We start from the raw sequence: 16,897 nt of genomic DNA, 5'->3' as shown, positions 1-16,897 counted from the left end.
AGGACGCGTTCTGATGACCCTGGAACGACCGATCGCCCCGGACCCGTACGAGCTGCTGCCGACCCTGCCTTCGTTCACGCTGACAAGTGACGACGTGCAGAACGGTGAGCCGATGGATGCCCGGCACGCGCATGGCAGCACCGGGGGTGACAACGTCTCGCCGCAGCTCGCCTGGTCGGATTTCCCGGCCGAGACGAAGAGTTTCGCGGTGACCTGCTACGACCCCGACGCACCGACCGGCAGCGGTTTCTGGCACTGGGTGCTCGTGAACGTGCCGGTCGAGGTCACGCAGTTGCCCAGCGGCGCCGGTGGCGCGGCCGGCACCGACCTCGGTGGGGCGTTCTCGGTCCGCAACGACTACGGCGAGCAGGGTTACGGCGGTGCGGCCCCGCCGGCCGGCGACCGCCCGCACCGGTACGTCTTCGCGGTGCACGCCGTGGACGTCGACCGGCTGGACCTGACCCCGGACGCCAGCCCCGCCTACGTCGGCTTCAACCTCACGTTCCACACCCTGGCAAGAGCGGTGATCCGCCCGACGTACCAGATCAAGGAGTAACCCTCCGCCCCCGTGATCTTGCACTTCTCTAACCCGACATTTCCGCCGCACGGGATGTGAGGGTGACCGAGGTGCAAGATCGCGGGAGGACGGGTGAGCGGCACGTCGCGTCAGGTGTCGCTGCTGCTCCTCGACCCGCCCGCCGGGGTGTGGCGGCCTTGGTGCCTCCTGGGCTGGGCGTGTTGCTGGTGAGCCGTATACCAAGGAGTCATATTCATACCCCAGAGGTATACCGCTCACCGGAGTGGCACCGCTCCGACGGGGCGTCGCGCACACGCCAGGCGGGCTGCCGCATGAGGTGCCCCGTCTGCCCCGACGCGACGGGGGTGGGCGGGTCAGGAGGGGACGCGGGCCACCGCGAAGACCGACTGGCCGAACGGAGGGCGGACGAGCTGCTCGGCGGCCTTGGTGGCGGGCAGGACGAGCGTGTCGTACACCTTGACCATCGGGCCCTCCTTCGGCATCAGCCGGAAGACCTTGGTGGCCATGAAGTAGCCGATCAGCCCCAGCGCGTTGGCGTAGTGCATCTTCTCGATGGTCAGCCCGGCCTCGGTCATCGCCGCACCGAGCGTCTTCTTCGTGTAGCGGCGGACGTGCCCGGTGGCGACGTCGGCCGGGCCCATCGCGAACTGGAACGCCGGCACGATGATGATCACGGCGCCGCCGGGTCGGACCAGGTCGCGCATGCTGCTCAGCGCGCCCACGTGGTCCTCGATGTGCTCCAGGACGTTGTACGAGACCGCGGCGCTGTAGTCGCCCCGGTCGTTGTGGGGCAGCAGCATCTGCCGGACGTCGATGTTCGGCCGGTCGGCGAGGCGCTCCTTGAGCTGCACCAGCCGGTCCGGGTCGGCCTCGGTCGCGGTGAACCGGGGCAGCAGCTCGGACCACTCCAGCGCGTAGTCACCGAGGCCGCTGCCGATCTCGATCGGGTCGTCGCCGAGGTACGGCAGGGCCAGCTCGATGAACCAGCGACGGTGGTTGACAGCGGTCGCCAGGCCTTCCAACACCTCGGACTGAACGCGCTGATCCCCAGTGATTTCTGCCATGCGTCGATTCCTCACGATATGAACTCGACCCGTGCCTGGACCGACAGAGTGAATCATCCGCTGGGACGGCAGAAGAATCGGGGCATCGGGGGTGGCCGAATTATGGTCGGGGGTGGGTTCGTGATCGGCGGTCGGCGAACCCGGCACATAGTACGGCAGTACCCCGAAACATGTCACGGCAGCGCCATGCCCTGACTACTCTGAGAATTGTCATGACTACTCCTGAGCCGGACGCGCCCAGCGACAGCGACGGTCCGACTGTCGCGCCGTCGGTGCAGGGGGAGCCGGGTCGCGCTCGGCCTCCCCGCAGGGGGAAGTGGACGGATCTGGTCGCCGTACTGAGCTTCGTGGTTCTCGGCCTGTGGGTGACCGCCCGGCTCTGGTTGGACCCCGGCAGTGGCGTACGGGACAACCAGTCCGATCAGTCGCAGTTCGAATGGATGATGGCCCACGGTGCGCGAGTCGTCACGCACTTTGCGTATCCGTTCCATTCCAATCAGATGAACGTCCCGGACGGCGTGAATCTGATGGCCAATACGTCCGTCTTATCCGTTTCGCTCCCACTGACGCCTGTCACCCTGCTGCTGGGGCCGAGAGTGGCATTCCTGGTCTTTCTCGCCGTCGGCATGATTGCCACCGCCACCGCCTGGTATTTCCTGCTCTCCCGGGTCCTGATCGGCAGCCGCGGGCCGGCGTGGCTGGGTGGTGGCTTCTGCGCGTTCGCGCCGGCCATGGTGTCGCACGCCAACGGGCACCCGAACATCGTGTCCCAGTTCGTCGTCCCGTTGATCATCTGGCGGACCCTGCGACTCGGCGAACCGGGCCGCTGGCTCCGCAACGGGATCCTCCTCGCGCTCGTGATCGTCTGGCAGGCCTTCCTCAACCTGGAGATCCTGCTGATGACCGCGATCGGGCTGGGCCTGGTCATCGGCGTACTCGCCCTCGGTCGTGCCGAACTACGCTCGCGTACCCGGTCCTTCCTCGCCGGCCTCGCCGTCGCGGCCGGCCTCGCCGCGCTGCTGCTGGCGTACCCCCTGTACGTGCAGTTCTTCGGACCGGACGCGTACTCCGGGCTGTCCCGGCTGATCCGCGGCTACTCCAGCGACCTGGCGTCGTTCGTCGCGTACTCCCGGGAGGCGCTCGCCGGCAGCCCGCGCACCGCCGCCGGTCTGGCCAAGAACCCGACCGAGGAGAACAGCTTCTTCGGCTGGGCGTTGCTGGTGTTGGTGATCGCCCTGGTCTGGTGGTTGCGGCGCTCGGTCGTGGTGCTCGCGCTCGCCGCGCTCGGGCTGCTCTTCGCGGTGCTCTCGCTGGGTCGGGAGGTCCGCTTCGACAACCGGGGTACGGGGGTGCCGGGACCCTGGGCGGCGCTGGAGAACCTGCCCATCCTGCACTCGGTGGTGCCGACCCGGTGGGCGTTGGCGATCACCCCGATCATCGGGCTGCTCCTCGCCTACGGCGCCGAACGTGCCCGCGAGCTGGCCGGCTCGCACCCGGCCGCCAGGGGGCAGGTCCGTTTCGTCACCGCAACCGTGCTCACCATGGCGCTGTTGCCGATCGTCCCCACTCCGCTACCCGTGACCCACCTCGACCCGGTTCCCACGTTCGTGACAAGTGGGGCCTGGCGTCCGTACGTGACAGGTGGGCGCAGCGTGGTGACCCTGCCGCTGCCGGACAGCACCTACGCGGAGCCGCTGCGATGGGCTGCGGAGACCCGGCTGGACATGCCCCTGGCCCGTGGCTACTTCCTCGGTCCGGACACCCGCCCGAGCGCCGACCCGCCGCGCGTCGCGTTGTTCGGTGCCACGCCCCGCCCCACCAGCAGCTTCTTCGCCACCATCAGGCGTACCGGGGCGGTGCCGCCGATCACCCCGCAGGCACGGGTCCGAGCGGTCGACGATCTGCGCTTCTGGCGGGCCGGGGTGGTCATCCTCGGGCCGCACGAGCACGAGACCGCGCTGCGTCGGGGGATGACCGAGCTGACCGGGATCCAGCCGGTCCGTACCGGGGACGTGTGGGTGTGGGACGTCCGGTCGCTGACCGACTGATTGAGCAGTGCGGCCCAGCTCCGGCCTAGCGGACGCAGCAGCCCTGGCAGACCTTGGGGCGGGGCAGGGTGAACGCGAGGCAGCAGGTGCGCCGCTGCACGCTCGGCTCGCCGGTCGGCCCCGGCACCAGCTCGATCAGGTCGGCCAGGTCGAGCGCGCCGAGCAGCGTGTCGATGCTCTGCACCGTCGAGCCGGGCAGCCCGTCGGCGGCCCGCAGGATGCCGTGGGCGATGCCGGAGGCGACCGAGCCGAGCAGCGTCCGGGTGCCCACCCGGACCTCCGACTGGATCGCCGTGATGAGCGGTGCGAGGTGCGCGTCGAGCAGTGCCGCGCGCAGCGCGGCCAGCAGCTCCGTCTCGTCGGCGACGACCCGCACCTCCGGCAGGCCGGCGAGAGCCAACGGGTCGTTCGGCAGCACCGCGACGGTGGTCCCACGACGTAGACCCATGGTGAGCAGCTGCCGGTGGTCCTCGAAGTGGATCAGCACGTCGGCCGGATCGACGAGCGGCACCCGGCGGGCGGAGGCCCAACCGAGCACGACCGGCAGCGCCGTCCAGTAGCTGTACGACTTCCAGGCCAGCGCCGCACACGCGTGCGGGGTGCCACCCCAGCGGACGGCGGCGCCGCGCAGCAACTCCGGCAGCCGACTGCCGTCGATCAGGGTGGTGGCGGGCGCCCAGCCGAACTCGTCGTCGACGACGAGGCCCCGGGCGAGCCCGGGAACGTCGTCGGTGCCGAACATGGCCCGGAGCGCCGCGGTGACGGGGGCGAGCGGCGTGGTGGAGACCTCTCGCCGTGGCATCACCGCTGTCACCTGAGTCGTCCCCTGTCTGTGTGACCGAGGAGTGCGCCCCGGCGGACGAACCAGTGCCGTCCTGAGCTAAGGCTAGCCTAACCAAGCCCCTGACCGTAAGGGAAGCCTCACCTTGGTCACATCCCAGACGCCCAGGTCAATCCGTATTCGACGGGAGTAGCGCTTCGCGTACTACCCGGAGTCAGTGCTGGGAAACACCGCCGCACGATCGATGACCATCGGTGGATTGTCAAGCAGAGTGTCGAAAAGATGCCAGTTGCGTGTGTGCTCGCGTACGGAACGTGAAACTTATAGCCCCGGCCACGAGGAAGCCGATGACGACCTCACCCCTCGAACGGGCTGCCGACTCCTTCGCGGCCGAACTCGCCAGGCAACGGACCGGGCGCGGGCTGTCCAAGAAGCAACTGGCCGTCCTGATGGGGTTCGACCCGTCCTACGTGAGCCACGTCGAGGGGCGTCGGCACCGCCCGACCGAGGACTTCGCCCGCCGCGCGGAGGCCGTCCTGGAGGCCAGCGGCGCGATCTGGCAGCGCTTCCGGGAGTACGACGACCTGCGGCACGCCCGGGCAGGTCAGCCGCACCGCGAGTCGCACCTGCCCGGCCAGTGGCTGCCACCCGGCACCGGCCTGGTCGTGGAACGGGAGCTGGCCACCCTCACCCACACCGACGACGGCTACCGCTGCGTCATCCACCGTGAGCTGTACAACGCCGGTACCGAGCCGGTCACCCGCTACCTGGTCCGGGTCGCCGTCGACCGCTTCCCGAACGACCCCGGCCGCTCCAACCGGCACCATCGGGAACACCCGCTCACCTTCGCCGAGCTGCAACTACAGGCCCGCCGAGACGACGGCGGCGGCGACCCGGAGCCGATGCACTGGCGAGCCAAGCACGATCGGGACGCGTTCAAGGAGATCTGGCTGCTCTTCGAGAACGGGGAGCGACGTTTCCCCCTCTACCCGGGCGACCGGGCCACCATCGAGTACGCCTACAGCGTCGGGCACGAGAAGTGGGGTCCCTGGTTCCAACGAGCCGTCCGACTGCCCACCCGGCAGCTCGCCGTACGCCTGGACCTGCCCGTGGCGCTCGACCCGCAGGTCTGGGGCGTGGAGACCTCGCTCAGCGCGGAGGAGGGCCCGCTGCGGACGGCGCCGCAACGCCACGACGAGGGCGACCGGGTGATCTACGACTGGCAGACCGACGACCCCCCGCTGAACGCGCGCTACCGGATGCAGTGGCGGTTCCGCGCCCGCCCGGACACCGAACCGGACATCGGCCCCGGTGGCACCCGGGTCCGACCCAGCGACCGGATGCGCGGCCTCGGCATCGTGCAACGCGGGGACGACCTGCTCCGGCAACGCGCCCGCCCGTTCGACCTGCCCGGCGAGGAACACGTCGCCCGGGATGTGGTCGACCGGCTCACCATGGCCCTGGCCCGGCTCGACGAGCTGCACCCGTTCAGCAAGGGGGTGGGCGTCGCCGCGCCGCAGTTCGGCATCGGCCGCGCGGCTGCCGTGGTGCGGCCCCCCGACCGGTCGGCGGAGCCGGTCGTACTGCTCAACCCCCGGGTGGTCGACGCCGACCCGGAGACCGACGAGCAGTACGAGGGCTGCCTGTCCTTCTTCGATCACCGAGGTCTGGTGTCCCGGCCGCTGCGCCTGGACGTGGAACACGCCCAGTGGGACGGCAGCCGGATCATCACCTCGTTCGAGTTCGGCATGGCCCGGCTGGTGGCCCACGAGATCGACCACCTGGAGGGCCGGCTCTACGTCGACCGGATGGCACCGGGCGTGCCGCTGGTGCCGGTCGAGGAATACCGCGAGACCGGGCACCCCTGGCGCTACTGACAGGCGAGGGGACCGGGGCGCGTGCCCCAGGGGGCAGGGGCACGCGCCCCGGTGTGGGGGGAGGAACGTCTAGAGGTCACCGAAGGTGTCGTAGCGGATGCGCGGCGGCGGCACCTCGTCCGCGGCGAGCACCCGCAGCGTGGACCGGACCATCCGGGCCGAGCCGGAGACGTAGCAGTCGTGCGCGGTCCACGGGCCGTACCGGGCCACCACCTCCGGGATGTCGCCCAGCTCACCGTCGAAGTCCGGGTCGTCGCTGCACGCCGCGGTCACCGACAACCACGGGTGTACGGCGACCAACTCCTGCAACCCGGCCAGGCCGTACAGGTCCGCTGCCTGCTGGGCGCCGTAGAAGACGTGCACCCACCGGGTGCGGTTGAAGGTGGCGAGATCCTCCACGAGCGCCTTGATCGGCGCCAGGCCGACACCGCCGGCCACACAGAGGATGTCCCGCTCCGAGGTGCGGTCCAGGGTCATCGACCCCATCGGCGCCGCCAGGCGGAGCAGGTCGCCCGGCCGCACCCGACGCACCAACGCACCGGACACCCAACCGGCTCCCGGCGACCGCACGTGGAACTCCAGCACGCTGTCGTCGTTGGGGGCGTTCGCCACCGAGTAGTTCCGCCACTCCCGGGGGTGGTGGCGCGGCACCTCCAGGCTGACGTACTGCCCAGCCTGCCAACGCAGTGGGTGCTGTAACGCCTGGCAGGTCAACACGGCGGTGTCCGGACCGTAGCGCTCGTGGGTCAGCACCTCGGCGTGCCAGAACGGCGGGCCGTCGTCATCCGCCGCCCCGGCGACCATCAGGGCGGTGACCGCCTCGTACGCCTCCCGCCACGCCTGGTCGTACTCCAGGTTCCAGCCGTCGCCGGCGATCCGGCGCAGTGCGTCCAGCAACGCGGTGCCCATCGTCGCGTAGTGCCTCTCGTCGACGTGGTACTTCCGGTGGTCGCGACCCAACCCCCGGAGGAACTCGGCGAAACTCTCCGGGTCGTCGACCGTGTGGATCGCCCTGATGATCGCTTCCAGCAGCCGGTCGCCCTGGCCGGTCATCTGCACCGGGAAGAGGTGCCGCAGGGCGGGGTCGAGCAGGAACACCCGGGCGTAGAAGTGCTCGGTCAGTCGGGCCCGATCGTCCTCGACCAAGGTCCAGCTCTCCTTCAGCAACCGTGCGAGGTTGTCCACGGGGCGCTCCTCCTCCAGTCGACAGCGGATCGGGCGCCCATAGAATCTCCACGGAGAGTGTCCACTGGTCGCACAGAATGTGCGATCGGCTCATGCTGACCGGTCGGCCGTGCCACCGGTGCCGCCCGTCGGGCAGAGTGGTGCGGTGACAGTTGAGCTGACCCGACCGGTGTCCCGCCGCCTGCTGGGCACCGAAACGTTGCTGGTCCTCGGCCTGTCCCTCGGCCAGTCGGCGGTCTACGCGGTGGTCTCGATCATCGCCAAGCTGACCGCCGAGGGTCCGCTCTCGAAACAGACCGCCTCACTGAACACCTCGGCATCGGCCCGGCCGTGGCTGGACCTCACCTACCAGTTGCTCGGCATCGTGTTCGCGCTGCTGCCGGTGCTGCTCGCCGTACACCTGCTCAGCCGCGACCCCGGCGACCCGGCGCGGGCCCTCGGCGTCGACGCCCGGCGGCCCGGCCAGGACCTGGCCCGCGGCGCCGGTCTGGCCGCGCTGATCGGCCTGCCCGGACTTGCCCTGTTCTTCGTCGCGGCCCAGCTCGGCCTCAACGCCACGCTGGTGCCGGCCGCGCTGCCGCCGGTCTGGTGGGCGATCCCCGTGCTGATCCTCGCCGCCGTGCAGAACGCCGTGCTGGAAGAGGTGATCGTGGTCGGCTACCTGGTCACCCGGCTGCGCCAGCTCCAGTGGCGGCTCGCCGCGATCATCGCGGCCAGTGCGCTGCTCCGCGGCTCGTACCACCTCTACCAGGGCTTCGGCGCGTTCGTCGGCAACGCGGTGATGGGCGTGATCTTCAGCCTCTTCTACCTGCGTACCCGGCGGGTGCTGCCGCTGATCATCGCCCACACCCTGCTCGACGTGGTCGCCTTCGTGGGCTACGCGTCGCTGCCCCGGGAGTGGTTCGACTGGCTCTGACGGGTCAGCGCCGGTAGACGGCCACCGCCCGTGCGGCGAGCCGATCGGCCGCCGCCGCGTCCCCCAGCGCCGCCGCCAGCACCGCCGCCCCGGGCAGCAGCCGAGCCACCAGCCGCAACGCCACCCAACCGCCGGCCTGCGCGGTGAGCGGCGCGGCCAGCCGCCAGGCCGCCTCCGCCGCCCGTGGCCAGGCCCCCTCGACCGGGTCGCCCGTCGACTGCGCGGCAGTCAGGGCCTCCCGCGCGCTCGCCTCGTCCGGGTGTACCTGAGTCAGCACCAGCAGCTCGACGGCCCGGTCGGGATGCGCCGGATCCTTGCCGTACACCGCCGCCAGGTGCAACACCAGGTTCGCCTGCGTCCACAGCACCGAGGCCAGCTCGGCGAGCGGCGCGAAGAAACCAGCAAGCGCCGCGGTTGCCCCACCCGCGCCCGCCGCCCGCACGTACCGCCGGGTCACCAGCCGGGCCAGGCCGTCCGCCGGAGCGTCCGGATACCTGTCCCGCAGCCGCGCGGCCCACTCGCCCGCGCCGGGTCCGAGAGACCGTACCGCGGCCAGCGCCAACAGCTCCGGCGCGAAGCCCGGGTGATCGAGTACGCGCGCGGCGACCGCCCGCAGCTCCGACTCCGGGGTACGCCCCAGGGCCGGCACCAGGTCACCGACCAGCGCCGGGGTCGCCGTGGGCTGCGATGCCGGGGTGGCCTCGGTGGGTGGGGCGCTCTGGGGTGGGGCGCTCTCGGGTGGGGTCGCCGCCCGCTTGGCCGGAGAGGCGGCTCGTCTGGCGGGGGTGGCGGGTTGGGTGGTCGGGGTGGCCGCCTTACTGGGCGTGGCTTTCCTGGGCGACGCGGCCGTCCTGCTGGCCGGGGCGGCTTTCCTGGTTGGCGCGGTCGTCGTGCTGGCCGGGGTGGCTTTCTTGGTCGGCGCGGTCGTCGTGCTGGCCGGGGTGGCCTTCTCGGGCGGTGCGGTCGTCGTGGCCGGGGTTGGCGCCTGGCTGGTCGGGCTGTCGGTCGTGGTGGCCGCGGCGGGTACGGCCGGGGCCGTGGCGGTCGGTTTCGTGGCCTTGCGGGCGTTGGTCTTACGGGGGGTGGCGCGAGCCGTCGGCGTGCGCACCGACGCCGCGGCGGGTGATTGCCGGCCGCCTGCGGGTGGGTTGGCCTGGTCAGCGGCCGCTGCGGGCTCGGGTTGGCCGGTCAGGTTCGCGGCGGGCACGGGCTCGGGTTGGCCGGTCTGGTCCGCGGTGGGCTTCCCCGGTTGGCCGGCCTGGTCGGCGGCGGGTGCGGCTAAAGCGGGTGGACTGGCTTGGTCGGCGGCGGGTGCCGCTTTGTCGGGTGGGTCGGCTTGGTCCGGGTTGGGCCGGGCCTTCGCGGAATGGGTGGCTTGGTCCGCGGCGCGCCGAGCCTTCGCGGGTGGGCCGGCCGGGTCGGTGGTGGGTGCTGCGTCCTCGGGCGGTGCGCTCGGTGCGGGGGACGAGCGGAGCGGCTGCCGAGGCAGGGGGCGGTCCGGTTCCGGAGGCTGGAAGAGCACCGCCGGGGCGGCCTTGGCCTGCCGAGGACGCGGGTTGACCGGCGCGGCTGCCGGCGGTGGCACCGTCTCTCCGGGCTGCTCAGCGGCGGTCGGCGGTGTGAAGGTGGGCCGCGGGGAGCGCCGGCGCGCTCTTTCAGCAGGCTCTCGACGGGTCGGCTCGCTGGGCGGCTGCTCCTGCATATCGATGGAGCGTAGTCCCGATCACGCCGCCGCACACCGCTGAAACACGGAGGCGAGGTGGCCCTGGTCGGCGTACCCCGGAAGTCGTTTTGCTCCCGGCGGGTGGCGACCTGTATCCTCGGGCGCGGTGGTCTGCGGATCACCGGGGAGACTTCGCCTAGTCTGGTCTATGGCGCCGCACTGCTAATGCGGTTGGGGTCTTAAAGCCCCTCCCGGGTTCGAATCCCGGAGTCTCCGCGCGAAAGCTGGTTGTGTAGACTGGCTGAGCACGAGCGCCCGTAGCTCAATGGATAGAGCATCTGACTACGGATCAGAAGGTTAGGGGTTCGAGTCCCTTCGGGCGCACAAGATCAAGAGAGCCTGACCTGCGGAAACGTGGGTCCGGCTCTCTTGCTTACTGTCCCTTGTGGAGGCTTGGCTGCTCGGTGGCTGCTCGTCCGACGAGCATCCCCTCCGTCCCGCTGCGTCCACGTGGCTCCCTTGGCGTCCGGTCTGATCCCGGGCGGCGGCGGCGGAGTGGATCACGATCGCCATCGACGTGAGTAGTTGTGCGGCCTATGTGTCGGCGGCGGTTTGCATCAGCTTGTTCGCCTCGTCGCAAAATCGCCGCACCGCACATTTCGCGCACCGTGAGTGTTGCGGGTAGTTCTGTCTGGGTGCTGACAAGTCAACCGGACATAACCCTGGAGTTCTGAGAGGCCCTGCGGCCACCCAATGACGCGCTCGGCGGTGACGCCTCGAAGGTTCGGCCCGGGCTGGTTGGGCCGTCGGGGCCGACGAACACTGACCAGCGATGACCAGCCGCTACCGACAGCGACACGGGCGAGCAGAACGTTGGATAGGACTGTCATGGGTCCTGAGGAGTGCGGGCGCGAGGAGATGCCGGATGGTCAATGACCTGTCTGGCATCCTTTACGCGCATGACTGTCGATTGACATGATCGTCAGGGATGGTTGCCGTCCATCCGATGACGAAAGGTCGCCGCTCATGCCGATCGCGTCCTGTAGCACTTTCCTCCCCCGTGTCATGCACCGCGTCGCCGTCCTCGCGGTCGCCGCCCTCGCGGGGACCTGCCTGGCAGCCGTGACCGCACAGCCGGCCTCCGCCACGCCTCCCGGGATCCCGTCGAAGGCGACGGCGCAGTCGCAGCTCAACGCCCTGACCGTGGCGTCACAAGGCTCGACCAGCGGCTACTCCCGGGACCTGTTCCCGCACTGGATCACGGTCAGCGGTAGCTGCAACACCCGCGAGCAGGTCCTCAAGCGCGACGGCACCTCCGTCGTCGTCGACAGCTCCTGCGCTGCCACCTCGGGCCGCTGGTACAGCCCGTATGACGGGGCGACCTGGACGGCGGCCTCCGACGTCGACATCGACCACGTCGTGCCCCTGGCCGAGGCGTGGCGCTCCGGCGCCAACTCCTGGACCACCAGCCGCCGGCAGAGCTTCGCCAACGACCTCACCCGCCCGCAGCTGATCGCGGTGACGGACAACGTCAACCAGGCCAAGGGCGACCAGGACCCCTCTACCTGGCAGCCGCCCCTGTCCTCGTACCGGTGCACCTACAGCAAAATATGGATCACCGTGAAGTACAGCTGGAGCCTCAATTTGCAGGCCGCGGAGAAGTCCGCGCTGCAGAGCATGCTGAATACCTGCGCCTCCTAACCAGCGCGACCACCGGCCGGCAGCCACGTCGACGCAGACGGGCCGGGTCACCTGCTGCTGTCCTGGACGGGGAGCACGGCGGCCAGGCTGCGGCGGGTGCGCAGGGTGTCGCGGTGATTGGGGCCGAGTACCTCGACTTTAGTGGCCAACACCGATTGAAACTCGCCGGCTGCCTCGTCGTAACGACCCTGTTGAAACAGGACGGTTGCCTGGTTTTGGCGGGTGCTCAGGGCGTCGGGGTGTTTGGGGCCGGCCACCAGGAGCGCCGCCCCGGCCAACCCCACTAACCGACCAGCGCTGCGTGAGCCAGGCCGTCCCTGTGATCTGTCAATCACCAGCAAACCCTTCTCGCTGTTGGTCGTTTCAGCGTGGTGACCTACAGAGAGTGTGGATACCGGATGATCGGCTATCAGTTCCTCAGCGCGCCACCCACGATGACTCGTATCGGTGCACGTTAGGGTCGCATGCAGCTCGTTCACGACAAAGCATCGCCGGCGTGGACTGCCAACGCCCGGGAGCAGACAGTGCGCTTCGACTTGACTCAGCTGCGCCCGGACGAGTTCGAGGAACTATTTCAGGCGCTGGCAGCCTCCAAACGGGTACGCGCCCAAGGGGAAGCATTGCATGAGTGAAAGATACGACTACTCGGGCGCCTGGTTCAGCCGATACGACGGCTTCTCAACCAGCCAAGAGGAAGACGTCACAGGCACCCACCAGGTGATCATCACCCAGGACGGTGATCGGCAGCAATCGAAGCATTTGCCTCTACGATTTCGGCGAATTCGTCGGAGGGCTTCTTCCACTTGTGGATCTTACGGGGTCGGTCGTTGATCTCGGAAGCGACCATCGCCAAATATTTCGGATCGGACGTGATCGGGACGCCTTTCGGGAAGTGTTCGCGCAGGATGTGGTTCGCGCGTTGCTGCCGCACTGCCACGGCGAGTGCGGGCGGGCGAAGTACGCCGGCAGCCCGGCTGCGTTGATCCGGGCGTGGCCGGCCATCTGTGAGCCGCAGTTCCAGGTCAGCGAGCGGGCGATCTGCGGCGGCAGCGTCCCGGCGGCGGCGACCACCGCGTCGCCCACGGTCAACGCGTCGCGGCCGGACAGCGGGACCAGGATCAGCATCCGTGAGGTCCGCTCGACCAGCGTCGCGACCGCGGACTTGCCGCCCTTGCCGATCACGAGGTCGCCCTCCCAGTGGCCCGGCACCTGCCGGCCCTCGACCTCAGCGGGACGTTCGTCGAGGTAGCGAGGCTCCCGGATCCGAGGCGCCTGGGCAGGGCGCGGGCCCGAGCGGCGGCCGGGCGGGGCGGTGCGCAGCTGAATCAGCTCCCGAGCCAGGGTGGACACCGGCTGAGCGTAGATCCACTGGTAGATCGCTTCGTGAGACACCCGTACAGCCTGATCGTCGCGGTAGTCGCGGCAACCGGCCGGCGATCGACGCGGGCGGTCAGCCACCCATGAGTAGCTCCTTGACCACCGCCCCCAGCCGTGGCGACCGGTCGACCGCGTTTGCCTTCGGGCGTCGCCGGCCGGCCTCGGCCGACTCGTCGGCGGTCACGGCCCGGTACTGCGCACGACCACCATGGCGGGCCACATCCCGGTAGACCACCGACGGGTTCCGGTCGATCAGCCGGGCGATCTCCTTGTATCGCAGGCCCTCAGCCAAGCCACGGGATTTCTTTTCACGATCAGCCAAGCTCAACATTTAGCGCACGGCGGGAATCCTGTCCCACCGAACCATCAAGATCAAACGCTACGACTTGGCTGAACTCGTTCCCCGCTGCGTATGAACGGCAGGAAAAATGTTTTCCGATATTGACGGTCACGACTGTGGATGATTGAGTGAGCTCGACTAGTCATCGTTAGCGCCACGCGTGTGTTGCTTCGTCAACGAGATCGGAGAATGGCATGAGACGATCGACGGCGGCCGTGATTGCGGTCGTCCTGGGACTGTCCCCTCTCGCGGTCGGAAGTCCGGCATGGGCGAACCCGACAGGTTGCAGTCAGGGCAACCCGGAGTTTTCTCACAGCTCTGGCTACATGAACGCGTGGAACGATGCCACATGCGGCACGGCCGTGACCCGCACCTTCCGTGTCGAGATCAAGAGGGATGTCAGCGCTCTGCCCGACCCTGTAGTCTCGAGCTACGACGACTACTGGACGGGCACGCAGTACTTTGCTGAGACCTATAGCTGTGACGGTGGGAGGTCCGCGAAATACTATGGACGATCATTCTTCACGTCCAACCCCACCTACGAAGACACCGGAAAAATCACGATAACTACCTGCTGACCTGACGCAAATCGGGAGACCGCGATGGGCGATCCGATCATGGGACACGGATTGACGCAGCAGTACGGGAAGCGGAGTGTTTTCCGCGGCCTCGATGTCGTCGTCCCAGCTGGCGTGACGGTTCTGTTAGGGCCGAATGGCGCTGGGAAGACAACGCTGCTACACACCATCGTGGGCCTCAAGCGCCCCGAGGCGGGGAGCCTTCACGTTCTCGGCCGAGATGTGCTGCGCCGCGGCGGTCTTCGGGCTGTCGCGGCGCGGATCGGTTTCCTGCCGCAGGTCGTGTCTCACTATCCCGGTTACACGGTTCGGGAGTCCGTCTCCTACGCCGCATGGCTCAAAGGTGTACCGGAGCGAGACATCAGTCTGAAGGTGGATCGGGCTCTGCGGGTGATGAGCCTGTCCGGCCGAGCCGAGTCACGGATGGGTAGCCTGTCCGGCGGGTTGCTGCGCCGGGCCGGTGTCGCGCAGGCACTCGTGCACGAGCCTGATCTGGTCATTCTCGATGAGCCAGCGGCCGGCTTGGATCCCGAGCAGCGCATCGAGCTGCGGCGCGTCCTGCGAAAGGTCGCCGGCTCGGCCACCGTGCTGGTCAGCACGCACGTGGTGGACGATGCCCGGCACGTCGCGGATACCATCATCCTTCTCAACGAGGGTGCGGTGGTGTACACCGGGACGGTCGCCGGGCTGGAGGACCTCGCCCAGCCGGGGGTGGATGGGGATAGTGATCTGGAGCGCGGCTACCTCACCGCGCTGCGACAGCCAGTGGTGCCCGCGTGACCCCGCTCCGCATCGAGCTGCGCCGAGGGCCGGGCTTGTGGACCCTGCCTGTCTTGGTAGGGGTCGGCGTATTCATGTCCCGCGCCCAGTTGGACACAGACACGGTCTGGTCGTACGCCACCGGTGCGGTAACGAGCGCTCCTATGCTGATGGCCCCGCTGGCGGTGGGCACGGCCGCGTGGGCGGGAGGCCGATCACAGCGACGCGGCGCACGCCATGCCTGGCTGTTGGCGGGACGAAATCCTGCGCAGGCACCTCTGGTCGAGGCCGGCGTGCTGGTGGCCTGTGCCGGTGTGGCGTACGCCCTAGTCGCAGCGGTGACGCTGCTGCCCACGGCCACAGTCGCCACGTGGGGCGGCCCCCTTTGGTGGTGGCTGATCTCGGCCGGGGTCGGGTTCGCAGCCACCGTCTCGGTCGCCTATGGCGTCGGCGTGCTGTTGCCAGGGCGGTTCACCCCGTTCATCGTTGCGCTGCTCACCTACCTGGCCGCGACCTGGAACCTAGGGCAGTACGGCACCTGGTTTGCGTTGTTTCCATTCACTATCGAGCTGATCCTGCCATTCAGCACACCGCACACCCCGACCATGCAGGGACAGTTGCTGTGGTTCACCGGCCTGGGGCTTCTAGCCCTGGCGCTAGTCGCCGTGAAGGTGCATTCCCCCGCTCGGGTGGTGATCCCGGCGATCGGAGCGTCTCTGGCCCTGGCCGCCAGCGGTGCAGCGATAGTGATCGGCGAGAATGGCCGCTACGTCGACGTGAACCGGCACATCGTATGGTCCTGCTCGGGCAACTCACCCCAGGTGTGTATCCACCCTGCCTTCGCCACCAGCCTCACCCCGATCAGTCAGCGGGCGCAGGCGATCAGCCAACGTTTGGCCTCCACGCCGTTTGCCATCAGCCGGGTCGAGCAGCGGCCCCGAGGCGTGGGCGGCCAGCCCACGCCCGGCGCGATCGCGTACGCCCTCGACACACCCACCACCGATCACTACGACCGGGCAAGCCTCGACATCGCCATCGCCGCTCTCGGCGTCGACTCCTGTGGCCATGGCCCTCAACGTGACAGAACCGCTCACGCTATGGCCCAGATCCTCGTCGCCTGGGCCGTCGCCGACGAGAAGCTGTTCCTACCACGCGACCCCGGACACCAGCAGGCCAAGGTCAGTTTCTTCAACCTGCCTCTGACAAGTCAGCATCAGTGGCTCACCGACCACGCCGACGCCGTGCGAACCTGCTCCCTGACCCCACAGTCATTCACGTGATCGGCCCCCGCCTACTACTGAAGTCCCGACGAGTGGCACCGCTGCTGCTGGCCCTCATCGCTGTCGCGGTTGCCTCCCGCGAACTCGGAGGCCAGTACCTGTTCATCGGCGCCACCCAGCCGATCCCGCTACCGTGGGCGGCGGTCCTGCCCGCGATCACCGCCTACCTCACCACCGCCGCGGCATGGTCGGCACTGCCCCTGGATGAGCGCCTCGCCGTCCACCGCATCGACCTCTACGACCTGCTCTACCTCACCGTGGCCGTCCTGATCAGCACCGGACTGGTCGCATGGGCAGCACAGCCACTTACTGGCACCATCACCGAGCCCGGCGCAATACGCAACTACCTCGGCCTGCTCGGCTACTCCCTCCTTGGAGCCGCCGCCTTCCGCCTCAGCATGGGCTGGACGATACCCACCACCCTGTTCACCACCGGGCTGGTCGCCGCCGGCACCGGCACCGACCTTCCCCCGCTGGACTGGCTAGCCCGCCACGACAGTGAGCCGACGTCCTGGGCCATCAGCATCGCGTTCCTACTCGCCGGCGTCGCCGCGTTCGCCAGCCCTACCCGTCGGCGCGCCCACGCGCTACGAGCGGCACGCACCGAACCCGACTAAGGCGTGTTTCAGAAGTCGTGGTGGCCGATGAAGGTCCCGGCGTGGCGGTGATCGACAACTGAAGAGGTCTCCGGTATCTGGTTCTGCGACCAAGCAAGAACTTCATACCGGAGACCTCGTGGCCACCTTAGCGGTGACGAGGCGGCACGACCTGACCGACGCTCAGTGGCAGC

Annotated in this window: 16 protein-coding genes and 2 tRNA genes; 11 read left to right on the top strand and 7 right to left on the bottom strand. The window is 69.1% G+C overall.

The window, feature by feature from the left end:
* The first annotated feature begins 13 nt into the window (after window positions 1-13).
* Window positions 14-556, top strand: coding sequence for a YbhB/YbcL family Raf kinase inhibitor-like protein (locus tag AB0C25_RS28395; protein WP_357377164.1), 543 nt, complete (start codon window positions 14-16; stop codon window positions 554-556).
* 335 nt (window positions 557-891) lie between these two features.
* On the opposite strand, the gene AB0C25_RS28390 is transcribed toward AB0C25_RS28395, so the two are convergent.
* Complete coding sequence (locus AB0C25_RS28390) at window positions 892-1,602, bottom strand: class I SAM-dependent methyltransferase (protein ID WP_357377163.1); 711 nt, start codon at window positions 1,600-1,602, stop codon at window positions 892-894.
* A gap of 212 nt (window positions 1,603-1,814) precedes the next feature.
* On the opposite strand from AB0C25_RS28390, the gene AB0C25_RS28385 reads away from it, so the two are divergent.
* Complete coding sequence (locus AB0C25_RS28385) at window positions 1,815-3,650, top strand: hypothetical protein (RefSeq protein ID WP_357377162.1); 1,836 nt, start codon at window positions 1,815-1,817, stop codon at window positions 3,648-3,650.
* 25 nt (window positions 3,651-3,675) lie between these two features.
* On the opposite strand, the gene AB0C25_RS28380 is transcribed toward AB0C25_RS28385, so the two are convergent.
* Window positions 3,676-4,452, bottom strand: a complete 777-nt coding sequence (locus AB0C25_RS28380; protein WP_357377161.1) for a hypothetical protein — start codon at window positions 4,450-4,452, stop codon at window positions 3,676-3,678.
* 326 nt (window positions 4,453-4,778) lie between these two features.
* Here AB0C25_RS28380 and AB0C25_RS28375 point away from each other — a divergent pair, with 326 nt between their 5' ends.
* Window positions 4,779-6,308, top strand: a complete 1,530-nt coding sequence (locus AB0C25_RS28375) for a peptide deformylase (protein ID WP_357377160.1) — start codon at window positions 4,779-4,781, stop codon at window positions 6,306-6,308.
* A 69-nt stretch (window positions 6,309-6,377) separates the two neighbouring features.
* Here AB0C25_RS28375 and AB0C25_RS28370 read toward each other — a convergent pair whose 3' ends face one another.
* A complete protein-coding gene (locus AB0C25_RS28370; RefSeq protein WP_357377159.1) occupies window positions 6,378-7,493 on the bottom strand; it encodes a globin domain-containing protein in 1,116 nt (371 codons plus the stop codon).
* A 145-nt stretch (window positions 7,494-7,638) separates the two neighbouring features.
* Between AB0C25_RS28370 and AB0C25_RS28365 the strand changes: the two genes are divergently transcribed.
* Window positions 7,639-8,409: a CPBP family intramembrane glutamic endopeptidase gene (locus AB0C25_RS28365; RefSeq protein WP_357377158.1), complete on the top strand. Its 771-nt coding sequence runs from the start codon at window positions 7,639-7,641 to the stop codon at window positions 8,407-8,409.
* 4 nt (window positions 8,410-8,413) lie between these two features.
* On the opposite strand, the gene AB0C25_RS28360 is transcribed toward AB0C25_RS28365, so the two are convergent.
* Window positions 8,414-9,994 carry a hypothetical protein gene (locus tag AB0C25_RS28360; RefSeq protein WP_357377157.1) on the bottom strand — a complete coding sequence of 527 codons (1,581 nt, stop codon included), beginning with the start codon at window positions 9,992-9,994 and terminating at the stop codon, window positions 8,414-8,416.
* 263 nt (window positions 9,995-10,257) lie between these two features.
* Here AB0C25_RS28360 and AB0C25_RS28355 point away from each other — a divergent pair.
* The 3 genes from AB0C25_RS28355 to AB0C25_RS28345 all read left to right on the top strand — a co-directional run bounded on the left by AB0C25_RS28355 (window position 10,258) and on the right by AB0C25_RS28345 (window position 11,773).
* Window positions 10,258-10,348, top strand: a tRNA-Ser gene (locus AB0C25_RS28355).
* 35 nt (window positions 10,349-10,383) lie between these two features.
* A tRNA-Arg gene (locus AB0C25_RS28350) sits at window positions 10,384-10,456 on the top strand.
* Window positions 10,457-11,137: 681 nt separating this feature from the next.
* Window positions 11,138-11,773 carry an HNH endonuclease family protein gene (locus AB0C25_RS28345; protein WP_357309883.1) on the top strand — a complete coding sequence of 212 codons (636 nt, stop codon included), beginning with the start codon at window positions 11,138-11,140 and terminating at the stop codon, window positions 11,771-11,773.
* Between the two features lie 47 nt (window positions 11,774-11,820).
* On the opposite strand, the gene AB0C25_RS28340 is transcribed toward AB0C25_RS28345, so the two are convergent.
* From AB0C25_RS28340 to AB0C25_RS28330, 3 genes are all read right to left on the bottom strand, one after another.
* Window positions 11,821-12,252 carry a tetratricopeptide repeat protein gene (locus tag AB0C25_RS28340; RefSeq protein WP_357377156.1) on the bottom strand — a complete coding sequence of 144 codons (432 nt, stop codon included), beginning with the start codon at window positions 12,250-12,252 and terminating at the stop codon, window positions 11,821-11,823.
* Window positions 12,253-12,538: 286 nt separating this feature from the next.
* A complete protein-coding gene (locus AB0C25_RS28335) occupies window positions 12,539-13,231 on the bottom strand; it encodes an IS30 family transposase (protein ID WP_357309890.1) in 693 nt (230 codons plus the stop codon).
* Entirely contained in the window at window positions 13,224-13,481 is a 258-nt protein-coding gene (locus tag AB0C25_RS28330; RefSeq protein WP_357309893.1) for a helix-turn-helix domain-containing protein, read from the bottom strand. Before AB0C25_RS28330 ends, AB0C25_RS28335 begins: the two co-directional genes overlap by 8 nt.
* Window positions 13,482-13,684: 203 nt before the next feature.
* On the opposite strand from AB0C25_RS28330, the gene AB0C25_RS28325 reads away from it, so the two are divergent.
* The 4 genes from AB0C25_RS28325 (at window position 13,685) to AB0C25_RS28310 (ending at window position 16,724) form a co-directional block, all read left to right on the top strand.
* On the top strand, window positions 13,685-14,068 hold the full coding sequence (locus AB0C25_RS28325) for a hypothetical protein (protein WP_357309895.1): 384 nt from the start codon (window positions 13,685-13,687) through the stop codon (window positions 14,066-14,068).
* Window positions 14,069-14,092: 24 nt separating this feature from the next.
* Complete coding sequence (locus AB0C25_RS28320) at window positions 14,093-14,848, top strand: ATP-binding cassette domain-containing protein (protein ID WP_357309897.1); 756 nt, start codon at window positions 14,093-14,095, stop codon at window positions 14,846-14,848.
* 143 nt (window positions 14,849-14,991) lie between these two features.
* Window positions 14,992-16,107 (top strand): hypothetical protein, encoded by a 1,116-nt coding sequence (locus AB0C25_RS28315; protein WP_357309899.1) that lies wholly within the window; start codon window positions 14,992-14,994, stop codon window positions 16,105-16,107.
* Window positions 16,104-16,724: a hypothetical protein gene (locus AB0C25_RS28310; RefSeq protein ID WP_357309901.1), complete on the top strand. Its 621-nt coding sequence runs from the start codon at window positions 16,104-16,106 to the stop codon at window positions 16,722-16,724. The genes AB0C25_RS28315 and AB0C25_RS28310 overlap by 4 nt, the downstream gene beginning before the upstream one ends.
* The last annotated feature ends 173 nt before the right edge of the window (window positions 16,725-16,897 follow it).

It is taken from the genome of Micromonospora sp. NPDC048839 (assembly GCF_040649915.1).
Taxonomy (GTDB): Bacteria; Actinomycetota; Actinomycetes; order Mycobacteriales; family Micromonosporaceae; genus Micromonospora.
This window is presented reverse-complemented; position numbering and strand designations above follow the sequence as displayed.